The organism is Paraburkholderia flava (assembly GCF_004359985.1).
In the GTDB taxonomy this organism is placed as follows: domain Bacteria; phylum Pseudomonadota; class Gammaproteobacteria; order Burkholderiales; family Burkholderiaceae; genus Paraburkholderia; species Paraburkholderia flava.
Genome location: NZ_SMRO01000005.1, coordinates 51,264 through 76,180, shown reverse-complemented (window position 1 = coordinate 76,180; position 24,917 = coordinate 51,264). Strand labels below are relative to the sequence as shown.

Annotated in this window: 28 protein-coding genes and 1 riboswitch; of the genes, 6 read left to right on the top strand and 22 right to left on the bottom strand. The window is 65.6% G+C overall.

Annotated elements, in window-relative coordinates; all coding sequences use genetic code 11:
- Nucleotides 1-63: 63 nt before the first annotated feature.
- The 18 genes from hisB to E1748_RS30675 form a co-directional block, all read right to left on the bottom strand.
- Complete coding sequence (gene hisB / locus E1748_RS30760) at nucleotides 64-651, bottom strand: imidazoleglycerol-phosphate dehydratase HisB (protein WP_133651083.1); 588 nt, start codon at nucleotides 649-651, stop codon at nucleotides 64-66.
- Nucleotides 652-717: 66 nt separating this feature from the next.
- Entirely contained in the window at nucleotides 718-1,788 is a 1,071-nt protein-coding gene (hisC, locus tag E1748_RS30755) for a histidinol-phosphate transaminase (RefSeq protein ID WP_133651082.1), read from the bottom strand.
- A gap of 151 nt (nucleotides 1,789-1,939) precedes the next feature.
- Nucleotides 1,940-3,262, bottom strand: a complete 1,323-nt coding sequence (hisD, locus tag E1748_RS30750) for a histidinol dehydrogenase (RefSeq protein WP_133651081.1) — start codon at nucleotides 3,260-3,262, stop codon at nucleotides 1,940-1,942.
- Between the two features lie 26 nt (nucleotides 3,263-3,288).
- Nucleotides 3,289-3,996 (bottom strand): ATP phosphoribosyltransferase, encoded by a 708-nt coding sequence (gene hisG / locus E1748_RS30745; RefSeq protein WP_133651080.1) that lies wholly within the window; start codon nucleotides 3,994-3,996, stop codon nucleotides 3,289-3,291.
- A complete protein-coding gene (murA, locus tag E1748_RS30740) occupies nucleotides 3,993-5,369 on the bottom strand; it encodes a UDP-N-acetylglucosamine 1-carboxyvinyltransferase (protein WP_420819365.1) in 1,377 nt (458 codons plus the stop codon). The genes hisG and murA overlap by 4 nt, the downstream gene beginning before the upstream one ends.
- Nucleotides 5,370-5,381: 12 nt before the next feature.
- Entirely contained in the window at nucleotides 5,382-5,621 is a 240-nt protein-coding gene (locus E1748_RS30735; protein WP_133651078.1) for a BolA family protein, read from the bottom strand.
- A gap of 14 nt (nucleotides 5,622-5,635) precedes the next feature.
- Nucleotides 5,636-6,400 carry an ABC transporter permease gene (locus tag E1748_RS30730; RefSeq protein WP_133651077.1) on the bottom strand — a complete coding sequence of 255 codons (765 nt, stop codon included), beginning with the start codon at nucleotides 6,398-6,400 and terminating at the stop codon, nucleotides 5,636-5,638.
- Nucleotides 6,397-7,323, bottom strand: coding sequence for an ABC transporter ATP-binding protein (locus tag E1748_RS30725; protein ID WP_133651076.1), 927 nt, complete (start codon nucleotides 7,321-7,323; stop codon nucleotides 6,397-6,399). The genes E1748_RS30730 and E1748_RS30725 overlap by 4 nt, the downstream gene beginning before the upstream one ends.
- 178 nt (nucleotides 7,324-7,501) lie before the next feature.
- The gene (locus E1748_RS30720) at nucleotides 7,502-7,771 is read right to left on the bottom strand and encodes an STAS domain-containing protein (protein ID WP_420819364.1); all 270 of its coding nucleotides are present in this window, start codon (nucleotides 7,769-7,771) and stop codon (nucleotides 7,502-7,504) included.
- Between the two features lie 20 nt (nucleotides 7,772-7,791).
- Nucleotides 7,792-8,421: an MlaC/ttg2D family ABC transporter substrate-binding protein gene (locus tag E1748_RS30715; protein WP_133651074.1), complete on the bottom strand. Its 630-nt coding sequence runs from the start codon at nucleotides 8,419-8,421 to the stop codon at nucleotides 7,792-7,794.
- A 127-nt stretch (nucleotides 8,422-8,548) separates the two neighbouring features.
- Nucleotides 8,549-9,505 carry an MlaA family lipoprotein gene (locus E1748_RS30710; RefSeq protein ID WP_133651073.1) on the bottom strand — a complete coding sequence of 319 codons (957 nt, stop codon included), beginning with the start codon at nucleotides 9,503-9,505 and terminating at the stop codon, nucleotides 8,549-8,551.
- 13 nt (nucleotides 9,506-9,518) lie between these two features.
- The gene (mlaD, locus tag E1748_RS30705) at nucleotides 9,519-10,055 is read right to left on the bottom strand and encodes an outer membrane lipid asymmetry maintenance protein MlaD (RefSeq protein ID WP_133651072.1); all 537 of its coding nucleotides are present in this window, start codon (nucleotides 10,053-10,055) and stop codon (nucleotides 9,519-9,521) included.
- An 87-nt stretch (nucleotides 10,056-10,142) separates the two neighbouring features.
- Entirely contained in the window at nucleotides 10,143-10,910 is a 768-nt protein-coding gene (gene mlaE / locus E1748_RS30700; protein WP_133651071.1) for a lipid asymmetry maintenance ABC transporter permease subunit MlaE, read from the bottom strand.
- Entirely contained in the window at nucleotides 10,907-11,728 is an 822-nt protein-coding gene (locus E1748_RS30695; RefSeq protein WP_133651070.1) for an ABC transporter ATP-binding protein, read from the bottom strand. The genes mlaE and E1748_RS30695 overlap by 4 nt, the downstream gene beginning before the upstream one ends.
- Nucleotides 11,729-11,822: 94 nt before the next feature.
- On the bottom strand, nucleotides 11,823-12,935 hold the full coding sequence (thiE, locus tag E1748_RS30690; RefSeq protein WP_133651069.1) for a thiamine phosphate synthase: 1,113 nt from the start codon (nucleotides 12,933-12,935) through the stop codon (nucleotides 11,823-11,825).
- Nucleotides 12,932-13,768, bottom strand: coding sequence for a thiazole synthase (locus tag E1748_RS30685; protein ID WP_133651068.1), 837 nt, complete (start codon nucleotides 13,766-13,768; stop codon nucleotides 12,932-12,934). The genes thiE and E1748_RS30685 overlap by 4 nt, the downstream gene beginning before the upstream one ends.
- Nucleotides 13,769-13,803: 35 nt before the next feature.
- Nucleotides 13,804-14,001 (bottom strand): sulfur carrier protein ThiS, encoded by a 198-nt coding sequence (gene thiS, locus E1748_RS30680; RefSeq protein ID WP_133651067.1) that lies wholly within the window; start codon nucleotides 13,999-14,001, stop codon nucleotides 13,804-13,806.
- 61 nt (nucleotides 14,002-14,062) lie between these two features.
- Nucleotides 14,063-15,238 (bottom strand): FAD-dependent oxidoreductase, encoded by a 1,176-nt coding sequence (locus tag E1748_RS30675; protein ID WP_205965329.1) that lies wholly within the window; start codon nucleotides 15,236-15,238, stop codon nucleotides 14,063-14,065.
- 184 nt (nucleotides 15,239-15,422) lie between these two features.
- Nucleotides 15,423-15,534: riboswitch (TPP riboswitch) on the bottom strand.
- A gap of 294 nt (nucleotides 15,535-15,828) precedes the next feature.
- Between E1748_RS30675 and E1748_RS30670 the strand changes: the two genes are divergently transcribed.
- The 4 genes from E1748_RS30670 to E1748_RS30655 all read left to right on the top strand — a co-directional run bounded on the left by E1748_RS30670 (nucleotide 15,829) and on the right by E1748_RS30655 (nucleotide 20,224).
- Nucleotides 15,829-17,580, top strand: a complete 1,752-nt coding sequence (locus tag E1748_RS30670) for an ABC transporter ATP-binding protein/permease (RefSeq protein WP_133651066.1) — start codon at nucleotides 15,829-15,831, stop codon at nucleotides 17,578-17,580.
- On the top strand, nucleotides 17,577-18,359 hold the full coding sequence (locus E1748_RS30665) for an SDR family NAD(P)-dependent oxidoreductase (protein WP_133651065.1): 783 nt from the start codon (nucleotides 17,577-17,579) through the stop codon (nucleotides 18,357-18,359). Before E1748_RS30670 ends, E1748_RS30665 begins: the two co-directional genes overlap by 4 nt.
- A gap of 387 nt (nucleotides 18,360-18,746) precedes the next feature.
- Nucleotides 18,747-19,307: a hypothetical protein gene (locus tag E1748_RS30660; protein WP_133651064.1), complete on the top strand. Its 561-nt coding sequence runs from the start codon at nucleotides 18,747-18,749 to the stop codon at nucleotides 19,305-19,307.
- Nucleotides 19,308-19,459: 152 nt separating this feature from the next.
- Nucleotides 19,460-20,224, top strand: a complete 765-nt coding sequence (locus tag E1748_RS30655; RefSeq protein ID WP_133651063.1) for a response regulator — start codon at nucleotides 19,460-19,462, stop codon at nucleotides 20,222-20,224.
- A 61-nt stretch (nucleotides 20,225-20,285) separates the two neighbouring features.
- On the opposite strand, the gene E1748_RS30650 is transcribed toward E1748_RS30655, so the two are convergent.
- The 4 genes from E1748_RS30650 to E1748_RS30640 all read right to left on the bottom strand — a co-directional run bounded on the left by E1748_RS30650 (nucleotide 20,286) and on the right by E1748_RS30640 (nucleotide 22,178).
- Complete coding sequence (locus tag E1748_RS30650) at nucleotides 20,286-20,921, bottom strand: flagellar basal body L-ring protein FlgH (RefSeq protein WP_240766875.1); 636 nt, start codon at nucleotides 20,919-20,921, stop codon at nucleotides 20,286-20,288.
- 110 nt (nucleotides 20,922-21,031) lie between these two features.
- Nucleotides 21,032-21,757, bottom strand: a complete 726-nt coding sequence (locus E1748_RS30645) for a hypothetical protein (RefSeq protein ID WP_133651061.1) — start codon at nucleotides 21,755-21,757, stop codon at nucleotides 21,032-21,034.
- A 4-nt stretch (nucleotides 21,758-21,761) separates the two neighbouring features.
- On the bottom strand, nucleotides 21,762-21,932 hold the full coding sequence (locus E1748_RS31610; protein ID WP_166653663.1) for a DUF6726 family protein: 171 nt from the start codon (nucleotides 21,930-21,932) through the stop codon (nucleotides 21,762-21,764).
- A 48-nt stretch (nucleotides 21,933-21,980) separates the two neighbouring features.
- The gene (locus E1748_RS30640; RefSeq protein ID WP_133651060.1) at nucleotides 21,981-22,178 is read right to left on the bottom strand and encodes a hypothetical protein; all 198 of its coding nucleotides are present in this window, start codon (nucleotides 22,176-22,178) and stop codon (nucleotides 21,981-21,983) included.
- Nucleotides 22,179-22,471: 293 nt separating this feature from the next.
- On the opposite strand from E1748_RS30640, the gene E1748_RS30635 reads away from it, so the two are divergent.
- Nucleotides 22,472-23,290 carry a response regulator gene (locus E1748_RS30635; RefSeq protein WP_133651059.1) on the top strand — a complete coding sequence of 273 codons (819 nt, stop codon included), beginning with the start codon at nucleotides 22,472-22,474 and terminating at the stop codon, nucleotides 23,288-23,290.
- 5 nt (nucleotides 23,291-23,295) lie between these two features.
- Entirely contained in the window at nucleotides 23,296-24,705 is a 1,410-nt protein-coding gene (locus tag E1748_RS30630) for an ATP-binding protein (protein WP_133651174.1), read from the top strand.
- Nucleotides 24,706-24,917: the final 212 nt, after the last annotated feature.

Below are 24,917 nucleotides of genomic sequence, written 5' to 3'. Positions count from 1 at the left end.
CACGCCGGACGCGCCTCAGGCGCGAGCCGGTCCGCTCGTCAGGGGGTCAGGGGTCGTGGCGGCCTAGAGGCTGCCCTTGGTCGACGGAATCTGCCCCGCCGCGCGCTCGTCCAGCTCGACTGCCATCCGCAGTGCCCGGCCGAATGCCTTGAACACCGTTTCCATCTGGTGATGCGCATTCAGGCCGCGCAGATTATCGATGTGCAGTGTCACGCCGGCGTGATTGACGAAGCCGCGGAAAAATTCGATGGACAGGTCGACGTCGAACGTCCCGATGCGCGCCCGCGTGAACGGCACGTGGAATTCGAGCCCAGGCCGCCCCGAGAAATCGATCACGACGCGCGACAGCGCTTCGTCGAGCGGCACGTATGCGTGGCCGTAGCGGCGGATGCCCTTGCGGTCGCCGATCGCTTTCGCGACCGCCTGCCCGAGCGTGATGCCGACATCTTCCACCGTGTGATGGTCGTCGATCTGCAGGTCGCCATGCGCCTCGATGTCGAGATCGATCAGCCCGTGGCGGGCGATCTGGTCGAGCATGTGATCGAGGAACGGCACGCCGGTCGCAAGCTTCTGCTGGCCGGTGCCGTCGAGGTCGATCTTGACACGGATCTGCGTTTCGCTGGTATTGCGAACGACTTCCGCAAGGCGCATGGTGAATCCTCGAATCGAACTTGAAAGTGGGTGACGCGAAATAGTGGAATGCGGCTGGCGTTCAGATCAGTGCAGCACGAGTTTCAGCGCGGCAAGCATCTGCGCGTTCTGCTCGGGCGAACCCACCGTCAGACGCACGCAATTGGCCAGCAATGGGTGCATTTTACTCACGTTTTTCACCAGAATCCGCGCAGTAAGAAGCGTTTCGAATGCCATCGACGCATCCGGCACCCGCACCAGCAGGAAATTGCCCGCGCTCGGGAACACTTCGGTGCCCGGCAGTTGCCCCACCGCGTGCGCGAGTTTCGTGCGCTCGTCGCGCAGTTGCGCGGCCTGCGCGTCGAGCACGTCGACGTGATCGAGCAGGAAATCGACTGTCGCCTGGGTCAGCACGTTCACGTTGTACGGCGGCCGCACCTTATCGAATTCGGTCAGCCACGCGGGCCGGCCGGCGAGATAGCCGAGTCGGATACCAGCGAGGCCGAGCTTCGACACGGTGCGCATCACGACGACGTTGTTGAACTGGTCGGCGCGCGGCATCCAGCTGTGCTGCGCGAACGGCTGGTACGCCTCGTCGATCACGACGAGGCTGCGCCCCGCAGCGGCGATGATGCGTTCCATGTCGGCCGGATCGAACAGCGTGCCGGTCGGGTTGTTCGGATACGCGAGATAGACGACGGCCGGCGCATGCTCGGCGATCGCGGCGATCATCGCGTCGGTATCGAGCGTGAAGTCGGCGTTCAACGGCACACCGATAAATTCGAGATGCGCGAACTTCGCCGACAGCTGATACATCACGAAACCCGGCACCGGCGCGAGCACTTTCGCGCCCGGATTCGCACACGCGAGCGAAATGATGCTGATGATCTCGTCCGAGCCGTTACCGAGCAGCACATCGCATGCGGGCGGCACGTTCATCGTCCGCTTGATCTTCTCGATCAGCGCTTCCGGTCGCGGCGCCGGATAGCGGTTCAGCGCGACGCCGGCCAGATGCTCGCCCAGCTGCGCGGCGAGCGCCGGCGGCAGCGTGAACGGATTCTCCATCGCGTCGAGCTTCACGAAGCCGGTCGCGTCGGGGACCGGATAGCTCGTCATCGCGAGTACGTCGCGGCGGATGATGTCTTGAGGTGTCGTCATGGCGAAGACGCCGGTCGCGTTGCGCGCCGGCGCGGCACGGGCGACGCGCGCAACGCGCGGGCGCCCTCAGGTTGGTCGATGTTCTCGTTTTATACGTACTGCGGCGCAGTTTTCCGTCGCGCGTGTTTTGCGCGACGGCTCAGTCACGGAATCAGCCGGTCTGCTTCATCCGGTATTCCGCGCTGCGCGCGTGCGCCGGCAAACCTTCGCCATACGCGAGTTCGGCTGCTATCTCGCCGAGCGTCTGCGCCCCTTCGGCACTGACTTCGATCACACTCGAGCGCTTGAAGAAATCATAGACGCCCAGCGGCGACGAAAACCGTGCGGTACGCGAAGTAGGCAGCACATGATTCGGTCCCGCGCAGTAGTCGCCGAGACTTTCGCTCGTATAACGTCCGAGGAAAATCGCGCCTGCGTGGCGGATCAGCTGGCCCCACTGATGCGGCTCCAGCGCGGAGATTTCGAGATGCTCCGGTGCGATGTCGTTGGCGATCGCGCACGCTTCGGCCATGTCGCGCACCTTGATCAGCGCGCCGCGCCCTTCGAGCGACGCCTGGATCACGTCGCGTCGCGGCATCGACGGCAGCAGCTCGGCGATCGCGTCTTCGACGCGCGCGATGAACGCGCTATCCGGGCACAGCAAGATGGACTGCGCGAGTTCGTCGTGTTCGGCCTGCGAGAACAGGTCCATCGCGACCCAGCGCGGATCGGTCGTGCCGTCGCACAGCACGAGAATTTCCGACGGCCCCGCGATCATGTCGATGCCGACCGTGCCGAACACGCGACGCTTCGCCGACGCGACGTACGCATTGCCGGGCCCGCAGATCTTGTCGACGGCCGGGATGCTTTGCGTGCCGTACGCGAGCGCGCCGACGGCCTGCGCGCCGCCGATCGTGAACACCCGGTCGACGCCGCCGAGCAGCGCCGCCGCGAGCACGAGCGGATTCTTCACACCGTCCGGCGTCGGCACGACCATCACGATCTCGCGCACGCCGGCGACGCGCGCCGGAATCGCGTTCATCAGCACCGACGACGGATACGCCGCCTTGCCGCCCGGCACGTAAATGCCCGCGCGATCGAGCGGCGTCACCTTCTGGCCCAGCACCGTGCCGTCAGCTTCGGTGTATTGCCAGCTATGGCTGCCGCATTCGATCTTCTGTTTCTCGTGATACCCGCGCACCCGTGCCGCCGCCGCTTCGAGCGCTGCGCGGCGCTTCGGCGCGAGCCCTTCGAGCGCTTCTTCGAGTTCGGCTTGCGGCAGTTCGAGCGCCGCGACGCTGTCAGCGTTCAGGCGATCGAAGCGATTCGTGTAGTCGAGCACGGCCGCGTCGCCGCGCGTCTTCACGTCGGCGAGAATCTGCGCGACGGAGCGTTCGATCGCTTCGTCCTCGCTCGCCTCGAACGCGAGCACCGCGTGCAGCGCCTGCTGAAAATCGGCGGCGCTGGAATCGAGTTTGCGAATCTTGATAGACATACGGGTATCCGTTTCGGTAAGCGCGCTCAGGCCGTTGCGCCGTCGCGCCGCGACGCGCGTTCGAACGCGTCGAGGAACGGCCGCAGCGCCGCGCGCTTCAGTTTCAGCGCCGCCTGATTCACGACGAGGCGCGACGAGATCTGCATGATCTCCTCGACCTCGACCAGGTTGTTCGCGCGCAGCGTGCCGCCCGAGCTGACCAGGTCGACGATCGCATCCGCGAGGCCGACGAGCGGCGCGAGTTCCATCGATCCATACAGCTTGATCAGATCGACGTGCACGCCCTTCGCCGCGAAATGCTCGCGCGCGGTTTCGACGTACTTGGTCGCGACGCGCAGACGCGCGCCCTGGCGCACTGCGTTCGCGTAATCGAAGCCCGCCGCTACCGCGACCGACATCCGGCAACGCGCGATGTCGAGATCGACCGGCTGATACAGACCACCGCCGCCATGTTCGAGCAGCACGTCCTTGCCCGCGACGCCGAAGTCAGCGGCGCCGTACTCGACGTAGGTCGGCACGTCGGTCGCACGCACGATGATCACGCGCAGGTTCGGACTGGTGGTCGGCAGGATCAGCTTGCGCGACGTCTCCGGATCTTCGGTGACTTCGACGCCGGCCGCCGCGAGTAGCGGCAGTGTCTCTTCGAAGATGCGTCCCTTCGACAGCGCAAGCGTCAGCGGCGCGCTAGCGGCGGGCGAAGCGGACGCCTGGGACGTTTGCGGCGCCGTACTCATGCAGCGCTCCCAGGAATCCGCCGCACCTTTGCGCCGAGCGCGGTGAGCTTCTTCTCCATCCGGTCGTAGCCGCGGTCGAGGTGATAGATGCGGTCGATCAGCGTCTCGCCTTCGGCACACAGCCCGGCGATCACCAGGCTCGCCGATGCGCGCAGATCGGTCGCCATCACCTTCGCACCCGACAGCTTGTCGACGCCAGTGACGAGCGCAGTCTTGCCGTCGATCGTGATGCTCGCGCCGAGCCGGTTCAGCTCCTGCACGTGCATGAAGCGGTTTTCGAAAATGGTTTCGACGACCTGCGCGGTGCCGTTCGCGACCGCGTTGAGCGCCATGAACTGCGCCTGCATGTCGGTCGGGAACGCGGGGTATTCAGATGTGCGCACGTTCACGCTCTGCGCGCGCCCGTTCATCCGCACGCGCATCCAGTCGTCACCTTCCTCGATCGTCACGCGTGCTTCGCGCAGCTTGTCGATCACCGCTTCGAGAATCTGCGGACGCGCGCGGCGCAGCGTGACGTCGCCGCCCGCAGCCGCGACCGCGCACAGGAACGTGCCGGCTTCGATACGATCCGGAATCACCGTGTGATGCGCGCCGTGCAGCTTGTCGACGCCCTGGATCACCAGACGGTCGGTGCCGATGCCGTCGATCTTCGCGCCCATCGCGACGAGCAGATTCGCGAGATCGCCGACTTCCGGCTCGCGCGCGGCGTTTTCGATCACCGTCTCGCCGTCGGCCAGAACCGCGGCCATCAGCAGGTTCTCGGTGCCTGTCACCGTGATCATGTCGGTGACGATGCGCGCGCCCTTCAGACGCTTCGCACGCGCTTCGATAAAGCCGTGTTCGATGTTGATCTCGGCGCCCATCGCCTGCAGACCCTTGATGTGCTGGTCGACCGGCCGTGCGCCGATTGCGCAGCCGCCCGGCAGCGACACCTTCGCTTCGCCGAAGCGCGCAACGAGCGGCCCGAGCACGAGGATCGACGCGCGCATCGTCTTCACGAGTTCGTACGGCGCGACCAGGTTGTCGACCTTCGACGCGTCGAGCGACACCCGGCCGTCGCTGCTTTCGGTGCGCACGCCCATCTGGCCGAGCAGCTTCAGGATCGTGCGCACGTCCTGCAGGTCGGGCACGTTGTCCAGATGCACCGGCTCGGCGCTCAGCAGACCGGCGCAAAGAATCGGCAGCGCGGCGTTCTTCGCGCCCGACACAGCGATCTCACCCTCGAGCCGCTGTCCCCCAACGATAACGAGTTTGTCCATGCCTGAGCTTTCCTGAGCGGTAGTATCCGCGCCGTCGCGCGCGGCCTGTTCCTGTTGAGTGTCCGCTACGGCGCCGCTACCGGCACCGCGGTGATTGTCTTGAGTCGTTCGCACTGATGTTCCAGATTATCCGTTCTGCCATTCGGCGGGCGTCAGCGTTTTCATGCTGAGCGCGTGAATCTCTTCGCGCATGCGGTCGCCGAGCGCCGCGTACACGAGCTGATGGCGCTGGATCAGCCGCTTGCCTTCGAAGTCGGGCGAGACGATGGTCGCGAAAAAATGCTGGCCGTCGCCTTCGACTTCGAGATGCTGGCAGGGCAAGCCTGCCTCGATGTACTGCTTGACCTGTTCGGGAGTGGGCAACATGGAAGTGCTCCTCGTCAGTGGCGCAGCTTGTAGCCGGACGCGAGCAGACGCATCGCGAGTACGGCCAGCACCACGAAGAAACCGGTGACGATCGCGAGGCTCGTGAGCGGAGCAATGTCCGACATCCCGAAGAACCCGAAGCGAAAGCCGTCGATCATGTAGAAAAAGGGATTCAGCCGCGACACTTCGCGCCATACCGGCGGCAGCGTATGCGTCGAGTAGAACACGCCCGACAGGAACGTGAGCGGCATGATCAGAAAATTCTGGAACGCGGCGAGCTGGTCGAATTTCTCGGCGACGATGCCGGCGATCAATCCGAGCGTGCCGAGGATCGCCGAGCCGAGGATCGCGAACGCGACGATGAAGAACGGCGCCGCGAAACTCATCGGCACGAACCAGACCGTCACGACGAACACGCCGAGACCGACCGCGAGGCCGCGCACCACCGAAGCGAGTACATACGCGCCGAACATTTCCCAGGGCGTGAGCGGCGGCAGCAGCACGAACACGAGATTGCCGGTGATCTTCGACTGGATCAGCGACGACGAACTGTTCGCGAACGCGTTCTGCAGCACGCTCATCATCACGAGGCCGGGGATCAGGAAGCTCGTGTACTGCACGCCAGGGTATACCTGCACGTGATCGCGCAGCGCGTGGCCGAAGATCGTCAGATACAGCAGCGCGGTGATGATCGGCGCAAGCACCGTCTGGAACGATACCTTCCAGAACCGCAGGACTTCCTTGTAGAACAGCGTACCGAATCCGCTATAGCCGCTCATGCAAGCCCCTCGATCACTTCCGGCCCGTTCATCACCTGAACGAACACGTCCTCGAGATCCGCCTTGCGGATTTCGATTTCTTCGAATGTACAACCGGCCGCGCGACATTGCGCAAGAATCCGCTCGACGTCGTCGTAACTGGCGAGCCGCAGCAGTTGCTGAGGCGCTTGTGTCTGGGTCGGATCGACCGCGAGCGAACGCAGTTCGGCGGGCAGCACGCCTTGAGAAAAGCGCAGATACAGCTGCGTGCCCGCGAAGCGCTGCAGCAGCGCCGACGTGCGATCGAGCGCGACCACTTCGCCACGACGAAGCATCGCGATGCGATCGCACAGCGACTCGGCTTCTTCGAGGTAGTGGGTGGTCAGCACGATCGTGTGACCTTCGCGGTTCAGCCGCGAAATGAATTTCCACAGCGTCTGGCGCAGCTCGACATCGACACCCGCGGTGGGTTCGTCGAGCACGATCACCGGCGGCCGGTGCACGAGCGCCTGCGCGACCAGCACGCGACGCTTCATCCCGCCCGACAGCGCGCGCATGTTCACGTCGGCTTTATCGGTGAGATCGAGATTCGCCATCACCTCGTCGATCCACGCGTCGTTGCGGCGCAGACCGAAATAGCCGGACTGGATGCGCAGCGTCTCGCGCACGGTGAAGAACGGATCGAACACGAGTTCCTGCGGCACGACGCCGAGCGCGCGGCGCGCATCGCGAAAATCCGCGACGACGTCGTGGCCGCGCACGGCGATCGAGCCTTCATCGGCGCGCGCGAGTCCTGCGAGGATGCTGATCAGCGTCGTCTTGCCGGCGCCGTTCGGGCCGAGCAACCCGAAGAACTCGCCTTCTTCGATGGCGAGGCTGACGCCCTTGAGCGCCTGCAAATCCTTGTAGCGCTTTTTGACGTTACGAATATCTATCGCTGGCATGACGGTGCGCCGCTTTCGTCGGCGGCGCCTTTAGGAGCAAAACTGCGGGGAAAAAACGAAAATTGGGGCCGGTGTTAGACGTCTTCAGACGTCGGCAGACCCCAAAAAAGCGTTTGATTATAGGGCAAAGTCGGTTACCCGACTCCGCCCTGGGGAATTGAGGACGACGCGTGGAGCGTCAATGTCGCGACGACAGCAGCGTGTCGACGCCGTAGGCCTGGGCGAGACTGGCGAGTCCGGCCGGAAGATTGACGATAGCGAGTGCGGCGCCGCGCTTCTGCGCGGCGCGCTGCCATGCGAGCAGCACGGCGAGCGCGGACGAATCGAACTGCGTGAGCGGTGCGCAGTCGACGCCGGTGGCGCCGCCCGCGATCCGATCGAGACCCGCCGCGAGCGCGGCTTTCGCGCTCGCGTGGGTCAGCGTGGCGCCGGTTTCGAAGGTGCTCACCGGGTTGTTCGCCGCGTTGTTCACGACTGCTTGCCCGCAGCCAGCTGCTGGTTGCGCTGCGTGAGGAACTGGATCAGCCCGTCGACGCCGTGCTGCTGGATCTGCTCGTTGAACTGCTGCTGGTACGCCTGGATCAGCCACGCGCCGAGCACGTTGATGTCGTACACGCGCCAGCCTTGCGGCGTCTTGTACAGACGGTAGTCGAGTTCGATCGGCGAGCCGTTGTTCATCACGACCGAGCGGACCACGACGTCGGTGTCGTCCGGATTCGAACGGAACGGACGCCACTGGATCTGCTGGTCCTTCACCTGCGCGAGCGCGCCCGAGTACGTACGGATCAGCAGCATCTTGAACTGCTCGACCACCTGCGACTGCTGCTCCGGCGTCGCGGTGCGCCAGTTGCGGCCCATCGCGAGCTGCGTCGTGCGGCGGAAATCCGTGTACGGCAGGATCTTTTCGTTGACGAGCTTCGTCACGGCGTTGATGTCGCCGTGCTGGATCGACTTGTCGCTGCGGATGGTGTCGATGACCTGCTGGGTCACCGTCTTGACGAGGCCATCAGGCGAGTTGCTGTCGACGGTTTGCGCGGACGCGATGCCGGCAAACGAGAGAAACGCAGCGAACAGCGGAATAAGTAGGAGTTTTTTCATATCGGACTCTGCTGGGAGAATTAGCGCAACTCTTTGAACCACCCACGTTGCGCGAGTTCATCGACTGCCGCGATGAAACTGCGACAGTCGTATCGAGGTGTTACCGGGGTTGCGTCCCCGGCGATGATCAACGCAGCTTCAGCGACGGATACCCGAAACGCGCCGGCGGCACCATGTCGCCGGCCGGCACATTCGTGTTCGACGCGGGGTTCGGAGCTTCGGCGCCCGATGCGGACGTCGGAGCCGCCGCGCCGGACGCAGCCGCTGCAGGCGCCGCCGTTGCCGATGCACCCGCCGCCGCACCTGCCGTGCCTGCCGTGCCTGCCGCCGCAGCGTCGTCGACATCTTCATACTTCGGCGGCGGCGCGCCGTCGCCGTAATCCGGCAGACCCGCCGCGCTCGAACCGTCGGTCAATTGATACTTGCGGCGCTGCAGGTAGGCGTTACGCACGAACGAATACTTGTCGAGCGCGGCGCCGTTCAGCACGTCGCCTGCACCGAGCAGATTCGCCCGCGTGTTGACGACGTTCAGGAAGTACAGCGACCAGCTCAGCCACGCCGGATCGACGTAGCTCAACGGGCTGATGTAGTAGTTGCCGATGAGGCCCACCGTGTCGCGCACCGTGCTCGGGCCGAACAGCGGCAGCACGAGGTACGGACCGGCCGGCACGCCGTAGTGACCGAGCGTCAGACCGAAGTCGTTGTTGTGCTTCGGCAGCTTCGCGAGCGTCGCGACGTCGAACAGACCGCCGACACCGAAGATCGTGTTGATCACGACCCGCATGATGTCTTCGACGCCGTCGGTGATCTTCAACTGCAGCAGGTTGTTCGCTGCGGTGTAGACGTCGCCGATGTTCGAGAAGAAGTTCGTCACGCTGTCGCGTACCGGCTGCGGCGTAATGAACACGTAACCCTTCGCGACCGGCTTCAGTGCGTATTCGTCGACCGTGTCGTTCAACTTGAAGACCGTGCGGTTGAAGCCTTCGAGCGGATCTTCCTTGATCGGCGTCTGGACGGTCGAGCAGGCGGCGAGCGTCGCCACCGCGAGCACGAGTGCCGCATTGCGGACGCGCAACGTCTTCATTTTCTGGTTCTCCTTATTGGCCGGCGGCCGCGCCTGAGGCGGGCTGCGCCGGTGCAACAGCGCCAGGCGCGGGCGCGGGGGTTTTGGCGGCGCCCGAATCCGCCGCCTTGCTGTACAGGAATTGTCCGATCAGATTTTCTAAGACGATCGCGGACTGCGTCATTGCAATGGTGTCGCCCGCTTTCAGCATTTCGGTGTCGCCGCCCGGCTCGAGGCCGATGTACTGCTCGCCGAGCAGCCCGGACGTCAGGATCTTCGCCGACGAGTCCTTCGGAAACTGGTACTGCTTGTCGATATCGATCGTGACGACCGCCTGATACGCGTTGCTGTCAAAGCCGATCGACTCCACGCGGCCGACCGTCACGCCCGCGCTCTTCACCGGCGCGCGCGGCTTCAACCCGCCGATGTTGTCGAACTTCAGCTTCACGGGGTACGTGGCCTGAAACGACAGCGAACTCATGTTGCCGGCCTTCAGCGCCAGGAACAGCAGCGCGACGAAGCCCAGCACCACGAACAGGCCGACCCAGAAGTCGAGAGCAGTCTTTTTCATCGTCATCCCAAAGAGAAACCGCCGCTGCGTCCGGCACACCGCATGGCGCCGTTCGGCGCCGTCACGCGGGTGCGCGGGGCACGGATCTTAGCTGAACATCAGCGCGGTCAGGAGGAAGTCCAGACCGAGCACGGCGAGCGACGCATACACGACAGTCTTCGTCGTCGCCCGCGATACGCCTTCCGGGGTCGGCTTCGCTTCGTAGCCCTGGAACAGCGCAATGAACGTTACCGCGAAACCGAACACGATGCTTTTGATCACACCGTTGCCGACGTCGCGCCACACATCGACGCCGCCCTGCATCTGCGACCAGAACGCACCCGAGTCGACGCCGATCATCAGCACGCCGACCACATAGCCGCCGATCACACCGACCGCGCTGAAAATCGCCGCCAGCACCGGCATCGCGATGATGCCGGCCCACAGGCGCGGCGCGACGACGACCTTCAACGGATCGACCGCCATCATTTCCATCGCGGTCAGTTGCTCGCCGGCCTTCATCAGACCGATCTCGGCGGTGAGCGACGTACCCGCGCGGCCCGCGAACAGCAGCGCCGTGACGACCGGCCCCAGTTCGCGCACCAGCGACAGCGCGACCAGCAGCCCGAGCGCCTGCTCGGAGCCGTAGCGGTTCAGCGTGTAGTAGCCCTGCAGCCCGAGCACGAAGCCGACGAACAGCCCCGACACCGCGATGATCACCAGCGAATAGTTGCCGACGAAATGGATCTGCTTCGTGACAAGGCGCGGCCGGCGCAGCAGCGGGAAAAATTCGAGCACAAGGCGCGCGAACATCCGCGCCGCGTAGCCCGCGCCGCTCAGGCCGCCGATCACCGAACGTCCGATCGCGCTGATCATGCCGAGCCTCCGCCGATGCCGAAATCCGCGGCCAGCGATGCGCTGCCCGGGTAGTGGAATTTGAACGGACCGTCCGGCGCGCCGTCGATGAACTGGCGCACGGTTTCGTCCGTCGACGCGCGCAGTTCAGCCGGCGTGCCTTCCGCGTGCACGCCGCCGTTCGCGAGGAAGTACACGTAGTCGGCGATCGCGAACGATTCGGGCACGTCGTGCGTAACGAGGATCGATGTCGCGCCGAGCGCCTGGTTCAGCGCGCGGATCAGGTTCGCCGTGATGCCGAGCGAAATCGGATCGAGGCCGGCGAACGGTTCGTCGTACATCATGAGTTCGGGATCGAGCGCGATTGCACGGGCAAGCGCCACGCGCCGCGCCATGCCGCCGGAAATTTCGGACGGCGCAAGATCGCGCGCGCCACGCAGACCGACCGCGTTGAGCTTCATCAGCACGAGATCGCGGAGCAGTTCTTCGGGGAGGTCGGTGTGTTCGCGCAATGCGAACGCGACGTTCTCGAATACCGACATGTCGGTGAACAGCGCGCCGAACTGGAACAGCATGCCCATCTTGCGGCGCAGCGCGTAGAGGCCGTCGCGCGTCTGCCTGCCGATGTCCTCGCCGTGGAACAGCACCTGGCCGCGCTTCGCCTTGACGAGGCCGCCGATCAGCCGCAGCACGGTCGTCTTGCCGCATCCGGAGCCGCCCATGACCGCCACCACCTGACCGCGCGGGAAGCGCAGGTTCAGGTTCGACAGGACGAGGCGGTCGCCATAACCGAAGTCGACGTCGCGCAGCTCGAGAAGGGGCTCAGAAGTGGAAGGCACGTAGCTGACAGTCCATTTACACGAAGGCCGAATTATAGGGCCATCATGAAAAATCTGTCGTGACAGGCCCCCCGGATACCGCAACGTCGGACGATTATTGCGTAAACGCCTGCTGCAGTGCGGAAACAGCAGCAGCCGGGTCGGTGGCCTCGGTGACCGCGCGGACCACGGCCGCGCATCCGACGCCTGTCGCGAGCACGTCCGGCAGCACGCCGCCGTCGATTCCACCGATCGCAACGAGCGGCACGACGCCGTCCAGCAGCTTCACGTAGCGGGCGAGCCGGGCGAGCCCTTGCGGCGCAGTGGGCATCGTTTTCGTCGTGGTCGGGAAGACCGCGCCGAGTGCAATGTAGCTGGGCCGGAAATGCAGCGCGACGAGAATTTCGTAGTAGCCGTGCGTCGACAGGCCGAGGCGGATGCCGGCTGCGGCCAGCGCATGCAGATCGGCCGTATGCAGATCTTCCTGGCCGAGATGGACGCCGTAGGCGCCTGCGTCGAGCGCGCCGCGCCAGTGATCGTTGATGAACACCTGCGCGTCGTGACGGCGGCCGGCCGCGACGCAGCGGGCGATGTCGTCCGCGAGTTCGGGGGTGAGTTCGCCTGCACGCGTCGTCTTGCGACGCAGCTGCACCGTCTTCACGCCGAACGACAGCACGCGCTCGACCCAGCCCGCGTCCGGCAGCACCGGATAGAGACCCAGCCGGTCCGGGCAGCGCGCGAACGGCTGCTCGGGCGCTGCCGGCAGCCCGACCACGCGCGGAAAGCGCGCGAGATCGGTCGGCCAGGCATCGGCAGTCTTGCGCTCGTCGCCGTCGCGCCAGGCAAGCGCCAGCACCAGCGCATCGTGCGGCACGAACCCGCAGTCGAGGAACGCGGCCAGCGCGGGGATCCAGTCTTCCGGCAGCGTGCCTTCAAGCTGATAGCGCTCGCCGCCGAGATGCAGCGTCGCGGTGCCGGCCGCCGCTTCGATCACGCCCGCGCCATGCACGAGCCAGCGCGCGACGTGGTCGCCGTGGTGCTGCTCATCCGAGATGACGATCAGGTCGCCGCCGTTCGCATCGTCCGGCGGGGTCAGGCAGATGCGCCACGGCGCGTGCGTCGGCGGCCAGTCGCCGAGTCGCGCGCGGATGCGCTCGGCGGCTTCGGTGAGTTCGTCGGCGGGCGGCCAGAACAGGTCGCGGCCGGACAGCGGCAGAGTCTGCGTCATGCGGCGCTCCCGTCTTGATGCCAGAACGGCATGCCGACTACCGGCGTGCTCGCATGCGCCGTTTCGCGCTCGGCCATCGGACCCGCGACCCACGCGGCACGTCCGGCTTCGGTCGCGAGCGCGAACGCGCTGGCCATCGCCGCAGGATGTGTGGCCTGCGACACCGCCGTGTTCAGCAGCACGCCGTCGAAGCCCCACTCCATCACCTGACACGCGTGCGACGGCACACCCAGCCCCGCATCGACGATCAGCGGCACGTCCGGCAGACGCTCGCGCAGCACGCGCAATCCGTACGGATTCACGACGCCCTTGCCGGTGCCGATCGGCGCGCCCCACGGCATCAGCGCCTCGCAACCCGCGTCGAGCAGACGACGACCGATCACGAGATCCTCGGTGCAATACGGCAGCACCTTGAAGCCGTCTTTCACGAGCAGCGTTGCCGCTTCGATCAAGCCGATCGGGTCGGGCTGCAGCGTGTAGTCGTCGCCGATCAGTTCGAGCTTGATCCAGTCCGTTTCGAAAATTTCGCGCGCCATCTGCGCGGTCGTCACCGCTTCGCCGACCGTCAGGCAGCCGGCCGTGTTCGGCAGTAGCGGCACGCCGTGGCGTTTCAGCAGATCGAAGAAGCCGGCTTCGGCGCCGCCCTCGTTCATCTGCCGGCGCAGCGCGACGGTCACCATGCCGGGCCGCGCGGCGTCGATCGAATCGGACAGCGACTGCAGCGACGGGTAGCGCGACGTGCCGAGCAGCACGCGACTCGCGAACGTCTCGCCGTACAGACGAAGCGCGTCGACGGGCGCCGGGGAAGCAGGAATGGAAGCGAGGGAAGTCATGTTGAATCCTTGCGTCTGACTGTGCGGGGCGCGGCTTAGCCGCCCGCGACGGGTTGCACGACGTCGAGCCGGTCGCCCGGCTGCAGCGCGCGCGCCGCATGCTGCGTGCGCGCGACGAAGTCGCCGTTCAGCGCGACCGCGAACGGCGGCTGCGCGCCCCACGCGGCGAGCGCATCGGCGACGGTCGCGTCGTCGGGCAAGGTCAGCGGCTTCTGGTTGATGTGAATGTTCATGGTGTGTCGGTCGAATGCGGGTCTTCGTTATTGCGTTCGTTATTGCTTGCGGTCATCGGCGTCATGCCGGTTCGCGTGCCGGGTCCGGCTGGCTCAGTGCATCGAGATGAAACAGCTCGCTCCAGCGCGCGTCGCGTTGCCAGTTCGCAAACGTGTCGGTGTCGGCGACACGTCCGTCGAGCAGCGCCGCCGCGAAACGCGCGGCCTCGTCGGCGACTTCCGGCGCGATCATGTAGCCGTGCCGGTACAGGCCGTTCACGCGCAACGTGCGTGCGCCGTTCCACACCAGCGCCGGACGATGGTCGGGCAGCGTCGGCCGGCACTGCGAGTTCAGTTCGAGAATGCGTGCCTCGCCGAACGCCGGATGCACCGAGAACGCAGCGCTCAGCAATTCGAGCGCGGAGCGCACCGACATCGGCGACATGTCCTCGCCTTCCACTTCCGTCGCGCCGATCACGTATAGGTCGTTCTGCTTCGGCGCGATATAGAGCGGATAGCGCGGATGCAGCAGCCGCACCGGACGCGTGAGCCCAATGCCCGGCGCGTGCACCCGCGCGACTTCGCCGCGAATACCGCGCAGCGTCGGCAGCACGGGTTTCGCGCCGAGGCCGCGACAGTCGATCGTGACGTGCGCGTCCGGCATCGCGCGATCGTCGACGGGCGTGTTCCAGTGCAGTTCGACGCCGCGTGCCGCGAGTCCGGCCGCGAGCGCAGAGAGCACCTGACGGTTGTCGAGTTGTCCTTCGCGCGGCAGCAGCCAGCCTTGCGAGAAGCGCCCGGCGAGCGCCGGTTCGGCCGCACCGAGTTGCGTACCGGACAGCGCGACGAAACCACTCCCGTCAGCACCATCGAACCACTCAGCCGGCGCATTCGCGCGCACGCGACGTTCGAACAGCGGAGCCTCGGTGCGATCCGCGTGATGCCACACGACGAGCGTGCCGTTGCGCTGAAAAAACACCGGCTGCGGAAGTTCGGCAAGCAGACGCGGCCAGGTTTCGAGCGACGCGGCGCCGAGTTGCGTGATCAGCAGTTCGGCGCTCGCGGCTTCGGCGAGCGGCGCGAGCATCGCCGCCGCGACCCACGCAGCCGCCTGCGAGCCCGACGCATCGCCGCGCTCGTACAGCGCAACGCGATGCCCCGCCCCCGCGAGATGCCACGCGACGAGCCGTCCGCACAGCCCCCCGCCGATCACCGCGAAATCCGGCCGGTTGGCGGAAACGTGCAAGGCAGCGTTCATCGCGCGACCGCCGGACGAAAGCGCAGCGACAGCGGCACGCAGGCGAAACAAAAGACTGAAGAATAAGCGCTCATCGGTTCCTTTCCGTACGGCGAAAGCGCACGTACCCAAGGACGAAACCGGCGGGCGAGGCCGGCCGGACTGCACCCTTGTGGAGGTGCCGGTCCGGCGGAGAAGGAAGACAACAGGACTTCCGGAAACTTCCCGCGCCGGTATTACCCGGATCGGGTGCGAAGGGTCTCTCTCAGCCTCGCTGCGGCGTGTGGCCAGCGCGCGAAGCACCCCTGTTTCGTCGAAGGTCATTAGACCATAAAACGCCGGACGGTCGCAAACGGGGGGCGGCGCCCTCGGCGGGGAGCCCGGTGTTAGTCACCGGCCGCTGCAAATACGGCGAGTCACGGTGCTCTGGCACAATGCCGTGAACCGAGGCCGCGCGGGCCGGCGCAGTTGCATCGCCGGGCCGCGTAACCATTAAGACTGGCTTAAGCGGGTCGCGTGAGAATCGCCACGTCACGCGCGTCGCGGCAATCGCTGCATCCTGCGACGCGCCACCGCAACCCGCCCTGAGCCGGCACATCATCAGGATGCTCATGACCACCACACTCCCTTCCAGCAGCATCCCGCCGAAAGACGATCGCGTGTCCGCGTGGAGCCTCATCAAGCCGTACTGGGTGTCCGAGGAACGCAAGGTTGCATGGGGGCTGCTCGTCACGATCATCGTGATCAATCTGCTCGTCGTGTGGATCAACGTGCGGCTCAACCGCTGGAACGCCGACTTCTACAACGCGCTGCAGAGCAAGAACGTCCACGACTTCCCGCATCTGCTCGGCATCTTCACTGCGCTCGCGTTCGGCTTCATCATCCTCGCGGTGTACGGCCGGTATCTGCGCCAGATGCTCGGCTTCCGCTGGCGCCAGTGGCTGACCACGCGCTACCTGAACGAATGGCTCGGCGATGCCGCGTTCTACCGGATCGAACGCGACCGCCTTGCGGACAACCCCGACCAGCGGATCAGCGACGACCTGCAATCGTTCGCAACGACGACGCTGTCGCTGACGCTCGATCTGCTCTCGACACTCGTCACGCTCGTCTCGTTCATCACGATCCTGTGGTCGCTCGCAGGCGCGCTGTCGATCACGCTCGGTGGCATGCCGCTGCAGATTCCCGGCTACATGGTGTGGGCCGCCGCGCTGTATGCAGTCGCCGGTTCGCTGATCATCCAGAAGGTCGGTCATCCGCTGGTGTCGATCAACTACCAGCAGCAGCGCGTCGAGGCGGACTTCCGTTTCGGCCTGATCCGGCTGCGCGAGAACGCCGAACAGATCGCGTTCTACGACGGCATGGCAACCGAGAAAAGCAGCGCGCAGGGACTGTTCAGCCGGATCCGCGACAACTGGTGGGCCGTGATGAAGTACACGAAGCGGCTGACGTTCGTGCTGGCGTTCTACGGCCAGATCGCGATCATCTTCCCGCTCGTCGTCGCCGCGCCGCGCTACTTCGCCGGCGCGTTCAGCTTCGGCGTGCTGATGCAGATCTCGCAGGCCTTCGGCACCGTCAGCGATTCGTTCTCGTGGTTCATCAACAGTTACAGCACGTTGGTCGAATGGCGCGCCACTGTGAACCGGCTGCGCGAATTCAAGCGCATCGTCCATGCACCGCGTCTGAAGGAATCGGTGTCGCCGGCCACCGAACACGGCGGCATCAAGCTGCACTACATCGATTCCGTCGGCCTCACCACCAGCGACCTGAAGCTCGCGCTGCCGAACGGCAACGCGCTGTCGACGATCCGCAACGTCGCGATCAAGCCCGGTTCGCGCTGGCTCGTGCGCGGCCCGTCCGGGTCCGGCAAGAGCACGCTGATGCGCGCGCTCGCCGGGTTGTGGCCGTTCGGCGACGGCTCGATCGACGCGCCCGTCGATGCGCGGATGATGTTCATCCCGCAGCAGAGCTATCTGCCGATCGGCACGCTGAAGGCCGCGCTCACCTACCCGTCGCCGGCCAGCACCTTCAGCGACGACGAATGCGCCGAGGCGCTGCGCGTCTGCCGGTTGTCGGAGTACGCGGACCGCCTCGAGGAATCCGGCCACTGGACGCGCATCCTGTCGCCGGGCGAGCAGCAACGTCTCGCGGCTGCGCGCGTGCTGCTGCACAAGCCGGACTATCTGTTCCTCGACGAAGCGACGAGCGCGCTCGACGCGGACAACGAAGCGCGTCTCTATCATCTGTTCACCGAGCGTCTGCCGAAGGCCGCGATCGTCAGCGTCGCACACCGCGAATCGCTGGCCTCGTTCCACGAAGAAACGCTCGAGGTCCAGCGTAGCGACGAGCCGGTCGCCGCATGAGCGACATCGCGCCGCGATCCGCACAACGCGTGGTGCTGATCACCGGCGCGGGCTCCGGCATCGGTGCGGCGCTCGCACGACGGCTCGCGGCACCCGGCGTCTCGCTGATGCTGCACGCACGCGGCGCGGATGCCGATGCGCGGCACCGGCTCGACGCGGTTGCCGTCGACTGCATCGAGCGGGGCGCACTCTGCTCGACCGTCTACGGCGATCTCGCCGAACCGGGCGCGGCCGAACACATCGTCCATCAGACGCTCGCTGCATTCGGCGCACTCGATCAACTCGTCGCGAATGCAGGACATGCTCAACGGCAGACCCTCGGCACACTCGACGCACACACGTTCGCCGATGCATTCGCCGCGATGCCGGCAGCTTTCGCGGCGCTCGTGCGGCGCGCGACACCCGCGCTCGAAACATCGTCGCGCGGTCGGGTCGTCGCGTTGAGTTCGTTCGTCGCGCATCGCTATCGTAGGGACACGCCGTTCGCGGCCACTGCTGCCGCGAAAGCGGCGATCGAGTCGCTTGCAAAAACCGCAGCAGCTGAACTCGCGCCGCACGGCGTCACGGTGAATTGCGTGGCACCCGGTTACACGCGCAAGGATCACGGCCCCAGCGCAGAGAATGCGCCCGCATGGGCCCGCGCCGCGCAGGCGACACCGCTCGGCCACATCGCCGAGCCCGACGACATCGCTGCGCTGATCGCCTTCCTCCTCTCCGACGAAGCGCGTCACATCACCGGTCAGGTGATTCACATCGATGGCGGACTGACGCTCGGTTAATCGCAACCGAACGCTCGCGCGCAAGAAAACCTCCGAAACAAACGGCAAGACCTGGAAAGCATTTGGCTTCCGGACAGGCTGTTCGTCGTTTTGATTTTGCGTCGACCGGCGACGATAGCGATGTGCCCGCGTCATGCGTCACGTGCCGTTTCGTTCGGTACGTCATGCTAGTGACCGCTCATTACCGCTACTGACCGCCACCGGATTCCGCGCTCATGCCGAACCACCGCCTCGCCTGCCGGCCGCCTTTCGCGGCTTCCGCTTTGTCGGCTGCGCGTCGCATCGCACGCTGAGCCGCGACGTCCGATGCGGCTCGCCATACGCCCTGTCTCTTACTCCGTGCCATGTTCCGCGTTGTCACCGCGCCGTCGTCGCTCGTCGTGCAGCGTGCGCCTCTCGGCCGCGCTGGTGCTCGTCATCGCGACGCTCACGCTGAACGGCTGCGCCTGGACGCTGATCTCGATCGTCGATGCGACCGGCTCGGTGATCCAGGCGGGCTACGCGGCCGCGACGCATTACTCGTCGCCGGCCTACGTCACGGGCAAACCGCTCGACGTGCCGCACGTCTGCATCGAACTGAACCAGACCGTCACGACCGGAGACTTCGTGCCTGCGCTGCAGACGGTGCTGACCGAGCGCGGCGTGCACTCCGATCTGTACAACCCCGGCACGTCGCCGCCCGGCTGCGAAGCGCTGCTGGTCTACGCGGCGGCGATCGATTACGGACAACGCGCGTTCAGCGAGCAACCCACCGCCTATCTGTCGACGATCGACCTGACCTTGCTCCAGCGCGGTCATGTTGTTGTGACCGCGCGTTACGAGACACGCGGCCTTGCGACCGATCGTTTTTCGACTGCCTCGGTGAAGCTCGGCGGGTTGATCTCGAAGATGGTGGTCGACCGGCATGAGCAGGACAAACCCGCGCTGCAGGCGTCGCGCAACGATTGAAGCACGCATGAAACGCAGCGCACCGGCGATCCTCGCGCCGGCTCGCGAAGTCTTGACGTCGTGCGTTTTGCTTCGGCAAACGCGCACCGAGGAAAGAAAACGAAAGATTTGCGTGCTTCCGGCACGCGTCCTCATCACTTAGGATTTCCTGCATGAGCCAACATATCCTGCTTGTCGACGACGATTCCGTGGTGCGCGACGTCACGCGCGAATATCTGCAGGCGCGCGGCTACGCGGTGTCGGTGCTGCACGATGGCCTCGCGTTGCAGCGCCGTCTGCAGATCGAGCGACCCGCGCTCGTCGTGCTCGACATCATGATGCCGGAGCTGGATGGCATCAGTGCGCTGCGCGCATTGCGTGCGAGCGGCGACGACATCCCGGTGATCCTGCTCACCGCGCGTAACGACGTGATCGATCGCGTGATCGGCCTCGAACTCGGCGCCGACGATTATCTCGGCAAGCCATTCGATCCGAGCGAGCTGGTCGCGCGCATCCGCACGGTACTGCGACGACGCGGCAACCCGGTGTCGAGCGCGCCGGAAAGTCGTGCGCCGTATCGCTTCGGTCCGTACGAAGTGAATTTCCCCGCACGCGAACTGCGTCGCGACGACGAACGCATTCCGCTGCGTTCAAGCGAGTTCGCGATCCTCAAGCTGTTCGTCAATCACGCGATGACGATCCTCACGCGCGCGCAGATCATCGAGAAGCTGTACGGCCACGGTGGCGCGTATCGGAACCGCAGTCTCGACGTGTCGATCTGGCGTCTGCGGCGGTTGATCGAAACCGATCCGTCGGAGCCGCGTTACGTGCAGACGGTGTGGGGGCACGGGTACGTGTTCGTCCCGCAAGGTGAAGTGGGATTCGCGGAACGCTATGTCGATGCGCCCGAAGTTGCGCAGCAGGCTGCGCAACCGTAACTCGTCATTGGCAGAAGCACAAAGAAGAGGGGCGGCACCAGCCGCCCTTTTTGCTTGCCGCCTAGAACGTCAGCACGCTAAGAAACAGCCGCTGCAGCCAGCCCATCGTCGTCGAATCGGCGAGCATCCCCTCACCCGCCTGCTCGATCTTCGCATTTGCGACCTTGCTCGAATCGACGAAGTTGCCCGCCTCGACATCCTTCGGATTCACGACACCCGATAACCGCAGTCGATCGTGATTGCCGTTCATCGCGATGATCTTCTCGCCCGACACGACGAGGTTGCCGGTCGGCATCGTACCGATCACCGTCACGGCGAGCGTGCCCGACATGCCGGTCGTATCCGAGACGCTGCCCTGCCCCTTGAACGTCGTGCTCGCCGAGCCGATGTTGAACAGCTTCGCGAGCTTCGCTGCGGCGTTCGTCGATTGATCGGCGGCCTGCGCGCTGATGTCGCTCGACCGGCTCGCTGACGCATTCGAGTTGCTGTTGCCGCTATACGACTCGGCGAGACGGATCGTCAGCACGTCGCCGAGATGCTGCGCGCGCGGCGTCTCGTACAGCAGCAGCGAACTGCCTGCCTGATAGATCGCGCCCTGCGTGTTAACGTTGAGCGGCGCTGACGAAACCGGCGCGACCATCGGCGTATCGACGATCGAATGCGGTCCGGTCGAACACGCGGCAATGCAGAAGGCCATCGCGGTAACGGCGAAGGCGGGTGAAATATTCATGGCTGCTCCCTGGCGAGCATGACGTAGAAAAGCGTGACGTGGTGAAGCTCAAACATCGCGGCAAGCAGAAACACGGATCAACCCGTCTCAGGCAGACCGTCCTGCCAGAGCCGCTCGACCGACTTGAGCCGCGCATCGGGATCCTTCAGCAGATACGTCAGCGTGCCGTTGCCGCTCGCGGGCAGCAGACACAACGTGATCGAGCTGACCGCGTTCTCCCACACGTACACGGGTAACGCGGGCGCACTCGCGTCGGCTGTGCTGGTCAGCATGCGCGGCGTGCCGTAGCGCACGGCGAGCGCGCTGCGCAGATCCGCCGCGGTCACGCCGTCGACGACGAATGAAATCTCGAACAGCCGTAGCGGCTCATCGCCGGACGCGCGCGCGAAACGCAGCACGTGTTCATCGGCAGGTGCGCCGTCGACGACCGCGCGCGACATATGCCAGCCGTTGTTGCCGCGATGCGCCCAGCGGCACGCGACGATCAGACTGTCCTCCGCCTTCAGACGCATGCCGAGCGCCCCCGCGCTCACGTCGGTTTCGCAGACGAGCTCGCTGGCAGGCGGCGTCGCGCGCACGATCCGGCTTGCGCGCAACGCGTCGAGCGTGACGCCGAGCGGGATGCCGCGAAACCCGAACGGCGTCGGCTCGGCGCGCGTGCGCGCGTCGTCGGACGCGCGGCGCGCGGTCGCTGCGGTATGGCTCAAATGCGCGGAGGGACTGTGCGGCCCCTGCGCGTCGACGGGAATCGGCAGCGTCGACGCAACCCATGCAGCGACGCCCGCAAGCAACGCTCGTTTCATCGTATTAGTCGATGGCGGAGGAACAGGCGTCGAACGGCGTGGCCGCCGTATGTCCGACGACAGGGATAATCTTCAGCGTGGCCGATGCGACCCGGCACGGCAGCGCGGCAACGCCGCAGCCGCCGAGCGGCAACACCATCGCGCACAGCAGCGAACCCGCTGCGAGCCGCGCCATGCGCACCACGCTCCGACGAAAAATCGATCTGGTCACCGGCGCCCCGCGTTATGCGGTAGTGTCGACGTGATGACCGACGAGGCCGGTCGGCAGAGACGGCATCGTCGTGGAGCCGGCTGCAGGCTCTGCAGCTTCCGTGGACGGATGTGCGGTGTTGCCTGCTGTCGTCGCTGCGGGCCTGGCGGCTGGCTGCGGATGCGTGACCGGCGGAAAGGTGGAGTGATGTGAGCCAACGGTGTTGTTCATGACGAACCTCGCGAAAGGGATGGAATCGATGCTGCGTCGATCACGAACGCTCCTCGATCGACGTATTGCGAGGTGAATCTTCGCGCGGTGGCCCTGTGCGCAATGCGCGAAGCAGCGCGCGATTTCCTGTGGCGCTTACTTCGCGTTGCGAAGCCGCTCAAAAACTTTCCGCAGACCCGTGCGGACGCGTGCAAGCCCGCGCAAAAGGGCGCCACGTCTTGCTATGCGATGATGTAAGCAAAGGTAAGAAAGCCGGCGTCCGCAGGGGGCGCCGGCCAGCTTAGAATTTCGCGATGAATCCACAGGTCCTGATCGTCGACGACGATGCCGTGGTACGCGATCTGTTGTGCCGGTTCCTGCAGTCGAACGGGCTCGACGTATCCGTATTGCACGATGGCACGCACCTCAAACGGCGCCTCGAAAGAGAGCGTCCGTCGGTGGTCGTGCTCGACATCATGATGCCGAAGACGGATGGCATGCGCGCGCTCGCCGCGCTGCGCGAAGCCGGCGACGACATCCCGGTGATCTTCGCGTCCGCGCGCGGCACGGTGGCCGACCGGATCGCGGGGCTGTCGCTCGGTGCCGACGACTACATCACGAAGCCGTACGATCCGCGCGAACTGCTGGTGCGCATCCACGCCGTGCTGCGACGACGCGGCCCGGCGACGCCGAGTGCGCCGGAAGCCCGCGAGCGCTATCGCTTCGGCCCGTTCGAACTCGACTACGCGACCCGCACGCTGCTGCGCGACGGCGCGCGCGTCACGCTGCGCGACAGCGAATTCGCGCTGCTGAAAATTTTCAGCACGCAGCCGTACAAGGTGCTGTCGCGTGCGCTGATTCACGACCTCGTGCATCGCGACGACCTCGCGTTCCGCGACCGCAGTCTCGACGTGCCGATCTGGCGGCTGCGTCGCGTGATCGAAGACGATCCGTCGAATCCGCGTTATGTGCAGACCGTGCGCAGCAAGGGTTATGTGTTCGTGCCGGATGCTTCCGACGCAGGCCTCGACTCCCCGGATTCCTCCGAGGCAGAATCCCCGCCCCCGGCAACGGATGGCGGCAGCGACGGTAACGACAGCAACCGCGACACCGGCACGGCGGCAAGCTCATGAAGCTCATGAAAAATCCGCTGAACTCGCTGTTCGGCCGGATGGCGCTGCTGTCGACCGTGCTGCTGCTCGCCGTGCAGGCGGGCTGGTTCGTGCTGGTCGTGCGGCAGCCGCCGCGTCACGAGATCGACGGCTTCGCGCGCGGCATGCTGCTCGTGCTGCACGCGGCGAACGGCGAATCGTCGTCGAACGGCGCGGAACTCGCGCCCGCACTGCGCGTGCATCTCGTGCCGACGTGGAACATGCCGGGCGCCGTGCATCTGCGCACGCCGATCCAGCCACCGCTCGTCGAGCTGCGTCAGAACCTGCTCAACAATCTGCCGGTCGGTACGCAGATCGTCGCCGACGACGCGCAGCCGCCGCGCATCTGGGTGCGCTTCCCCGACAAGCCGATGTGGATCGTCGCGCCGGTCGATCTCCCGCCGCAGCCGCACTTCTTTGTCGAAGCGGGCACGATGCTGGTCGCGGCGTTGATCCTGTCGCTCGCCGCCGCATGGCAGATGCAGCGGCCGCTGTCGCGCGTCGCCGATACGGCCCGCGCATTCGGCGACGGTGGCCGGCCCGAACCGATCGACGAGCAGGGACCGCGCGAACTGCGCGACCTGATCGGTTCGTTCAACGGCATGATGCGGCGCCTGAACGAAGCCGACGACGATCAGGCGGTGATGCTCGCCGGCGTCGCACACGATTTGAAGGCGCCGCTCACGCGCCTGAAGCTGCGCGCGAGCGTGCTCACGGCGGAGCGCGAGCGCACCGACTTCATCCGCGACATCGATTCGCTGACGAACATCGTCCAGCAGTTTCTGGAGTTCGCGGGCCAGGCCGCCGATGCAGGACCGCCCGTCGAAGTGGAAACATTCCTGCGCGAGCAATTCTCCTCCGGCGAAGCGCTAGACGACGAACCGCTGTTCTCACTCGATCTGCAGGCTGGCCCGGCCTTCACGCTGCCGCGCACGACGCTGGACCGGTTGATCACGAACCTCGTCGACAACGCGCTCGAACACGGCGCGCCGCCGGTCGAGATTTCGACGGTGCGCGACGGTCGTCACTGGATTGTCAGCGTGCGCGATCATGGCGACGGCATCGCCGAGGATCGCATCGCAGCCGCGATGAAGCCGTTCGTGCGACTCGATGCGGCGCGCGGCGGCGACGGTCACTGCGGGCTGGGTCTCGCGATCGTCGCGCGGCTCGCGCACGATCGCGGCGGACGCTGCGACGTGCGCAACCATCCGGACGGTGGGCTGTGGATTCAGATCGTGTTGCCGGTCGCGCAGGAAGTGCGGCCGGAACGTAGCGGGGTCGAGCGGATCGAGGCGGTCACGAATCGCGGCGAGCGTGCGGATCGTTCGCAAGGTGCGCAGGCGTCGAACGGTTCGCAGAAGACAGATCCGCAGGAGCGCGCAAAAGCGCTGGCTTGAATCATTCGCGCGACTTGCTCATCTGAGTCAAAAACCGCGCGCCGGATATTCCGCTTTCTTGCATCGCGAGGCCGCTTGCTTACCCGGCCTTACCGATGCCCCTCTCCCTGTGAAGCCGTGGGTATAGTGCGGGCTGGCTCTGTGAGCCACCCCCTTCGGTCCGTTCGCCCGGCACGGCGACCGGGCCGTTTTTTTCGTTTTTTTTGCACACG